The following is a 3,386-nucleotide window of genomic DNA, read 5'->3' as shown; positions in this document are numbered from 1 at the left end:
GGGGGGCGGCCGGGGCGGGTGCGGGTGCGGCGGTGGCCGCCGGAGCGGCGGCCACCGCCGTGCCGCCCTCGTCGATGACGGCGAGTTCGACGCCGACCTCGACCGTTTCGTCCTCGGCCACCCGGATGGCACTGATCACGCCGGACGCGGGTGCGGGGATCTCGGTGTCGACCTTGTCCGTACTGACCTCGAGGAGCGGCTCGTCGGCCTCGACGCGCTCGCCTTCCTTCTTCAGCCAGCGGGTGACGGTGCCCTCGGACACGCTCTCACCCAGACGGGGCATCGTGACGGACACAGACATGGGGTAGGGCTCCTTTGCGGCGTCCGACCGACCGTGGACGACGGGCAACGGCTACGAACGCGATGGGTGCGGGGCGACTCGGAGGGCCTGCGATGACGCGGCGGGCACCTGCCGCCGCGTCATCGCAGGCCCTGATGGCTGGTGGGCGGGCGGGTACACGATCATGGTGTCTGTCGTGTACCCGCGGGCCCTGGTGACTACCAGTGGGGCGGGGGGTGTGCGGCGGTGGCCGGCGTCGCGCATCCGTGGCCCCCGATCGGTCGGTTGACTGTGCTGACTGTCAGTTGTGGGAGTGCAGCGGCTTGCCGGCCAGCGCCAGATGCGCCTCACCGATGGACTCGGACAACGTCGGGTGCGGGTGGATGAGCTGGGCCACCTCGGCGGGCAGCGCCTCCCAGCTGGTGATCAGCTGGGCTTCGGCGATCAGCTCGCCAGCCCGGTCGCCGACGATGTGGACGCCCACCACCGGGCCGTCGGGCACGGCCACGAGCGTCACCGCGCCGGCGGTCTGCAGGATCTGCGCCTTGCCGTTGCCCGCCAGGTCATAGGTCTGGGTGACGATGTCCCCGTACCGCTGCTCCGCCGCGGCCGAGGTCAGACCGACCGAGGCCACCTCGGGGTGCGAGTAGGTGACCCGCGGGATGTTGTCGTAGTCGACCGGCGCCGGGTCCAGCCCGGCCAGGCTCTCGGCGAGGAAGATCCCCTCGGCGAAGCCGACGTGGGCGAGCTGGAGGCCGGGGCGCAGGTCGCCGATGGCGGAGACGGTCGGCACGTTGGTGCGCAGCTGGTGGTCGACGAGGACGTACCCGCGGTCCGTCGCGATGCCGACCTCCTCGTAGCCCAGCCCCTCCGACACCGGCCCGCGCCCGACCGCCACCAGCAGCAGCTCGGCCTCGATGGTCGTGCCGTCCTCGAGGGCCACCGTGACACCCTCGTCGGTGGTCTTCACACCGGCGAACCGGGCGCCGAGGTGCTGCTTGATGCCGCGCCGGCGGAAGGCCCGCTCCAGCAGCTTGGAGCTGGACTCCTCCTCCAGCGGCACCAGGTGGGGCAGGGCCTCGACGATGGTCACCTCGGCGCCGAAGGAGCGCCACACCGAGGCGAACTCGCAGCCGATCGCGCCGGCGCCGAGCACCACGGCGGATGCCGGCACCCGGTCGAGCCGGAGGGCGTCGTCGCTGGTGATCACCTGGTGGTGGTCGACCTCCAGGCCCGGCAGCGACTTCGACTGCGACCCGGTCGCCAGCACGACGTGGCGTCCGGTGACTACCCTGTCGCCCACGGCGACGGATGTTGGTGACACGAGTCGTCCGTAGCCCTCGACGAACTCGATGCCACGGGTGTTCACCAGGCCGGTCAGCCCGCGGTAAAGCTTGCTGACCACCGAGTCCTTGTAGGAGTTGACCTTCGCGATGTCGATTCCCTCGAAGGTCGACAGAATCCCGAAACTACCGCTTTCGTGAATATTGTCCGCGACCTCCGCCGCGTGCAGCAGCGCCTTGGTCGGAATGCACCCGCGATGCAGGCACGTTCCCCCCAGCTTGTCCTTCTCGATCAGAGAAACGGTCAGGCCGAGCTCCGCGGCACGCAGAGCCGTCGCGTAACCGCCACTGCCGCCGCCGAGGATGACCAGGTCGACGGGACCCGCCGCAGAGTCCACCACGCCAGGTGTCCCTTCTCGTTGACTGGTTAGGATGCGTTCAGTCTTTCATGTCACCTCAGTGCGGCGTCGGAGGTCCGCCGCGACTGTGGTGCATGACGCCGGTATTTCATCGGGCTACTTCCGTGCGGTGCCCGTTACCCGCTGGTAGTTGGTTCACCGGACGTCCGGCCGCTGGTTGCCGGCAACGTTCTCGGCGAGTTGGAGCAGGGTCCGGACGATCACCCCGGTGCCGCCCCTGGGGGTGTGCCCGTACGGTTCGCCGCCGTTCCAGGACGGCCCGGCGATGTCGATGTGCGCCCAGGGGACGTCCTCGGGCACGAAGGTGCTCAGGAAGTGGGCGGCGACGAGCATGCCGCCCTCCCGGCCGCCGCCACCGGCGACGTTGGCCAGGTCGGCGACGGCCGAGTCGAGCACCTTGCGCAGCTCCGGCGGCAGTGGCATCGGCCACACCGCCTCGCCGCTGTCGCGGGCGGCCGCGACGACCCGGTCGACCCCGCCGCCGCGGCCCATCACCCCGGCGGTGCGCTGCCCCAGGGCGACGATCTGCGCGCCGGTGAGCGTGGCGACGTCCACGATCAGGGCGGGGGACTCCTCGGCGGCGCGGGCGAGGGCGTCACCGAGGACCAGGCGTCCCTCCGCGTCGGTGTTGAGCACCTCCACCCGGGTGCCGCCGCGCAGGGCCAGGACGTCGCCCGGCCGGATCGCCCCGCCCGAGGGCATGTTCTCCGCCAGCGGCAGCCAGCCGACGAGGCGGACCGGCAGGTTCAGCCGGGCCGCCGCGACGAGCGTCGCGAGCACCGAGGCGGCCCCCGCCATGTCGGTCTTCATCCACTCCATCGCGCCCGCGGGCTTCAGCGACAGGCCGCCCGAGTCGAACGTGATGCCCTTGCCGACGAGGGTGAGCGCGGGCCGCTCGGCGGCCGGCGAACCGGCCGGGCGCCACTCCAGGCGGACGAGGCGGGGCGGGTTCACCGAGCCCTGGCCCACCCCGAGGATGCCGCCGAACCCGCCGTCGGCCAGCGCCCGCTCGTCGAGCACGTCGACGGTGACGCCCACCTCGCCCGCGCGCCGGGCCGCGATCTCGGCGAACGTCGCCGGCGGCAGATGCCCGGGCGGGGTGTTGACGAGGTCGCGGACGAGCGCCACGGACTCCACCGCGACGCCGGCCCGGCGCACCGCGTCGTCGGCGGCGGCCTGGGACACGTCGTCCACCACGAATGTGATTTCGCTCACGGGCAGACGGTGGTCGTCCGCGGACGTGGCCCGGAACTCCCGGAAGGCGTAGGCGCCGAGCAGCGATCCCTCGGCCACGGCGCGCAGCCGCGCCGGCCCGGGGGTGCCGGCGACGAGGGCGAGGGTGGTGGCCACCCGGCTGGTGCCGGCGAGCGCGCGCATGGCCGCCCCGGCCGCGCGGCGCAGCGT

Annotated in this window: 3 protein-coding genes; all 3 read right to left on the bottom strand. The window is 72.6% G+C overall.

What is annotated here, in order from left to right; translation table 11 throughout:
• A partial coding sequence (locus NBX02_RS16205) for a biotin/lipoyl-containing protein (RefSeq protein WP_445548473.1) occupies positions 1–301 on the bottom strand: 301 nt, incomplete at its 3' end.
• A 280-nt stretch (positions 302–581) separates the two neighbouring features.
• A complete protein-coding gene (gene lpdA, locus NBX02_RS16200; RefSeq protein WP_250286854.1) occupies positions 582–1,964 on the bottom strand; it encodes a dihydrolipoyl dehydrogenase in 1,383 nt (460 codons plus the stop codon).
• A gap of 153 nt (positions 1,965–2,117) precedes the next feature.
• The coding region (locus tag NBX02_RS16195; RefSeq protein ID WP_250292041.1) for a leucyl aminopeptidase at positions 2,118–3,386 on the bottom strand (1,269 nt) is incomplete at its 5' end.

Origin of the sequence: Protofrankia sp. CiP1_Cm_nod1 (genome assembly GCF_920888515.1) — a bacterium.
In the GTDB taxonomy this organism is placed as follows: domain Bacteria; phylum Actinomycetota; class Actinomycetes; order Frankiales; family Frankiaceae; genus Protofrankia.
Note: the sequence above shows the minus strand (reverse complement) of the source record. Positions and strands in the feature narration are given on the sequence as shown.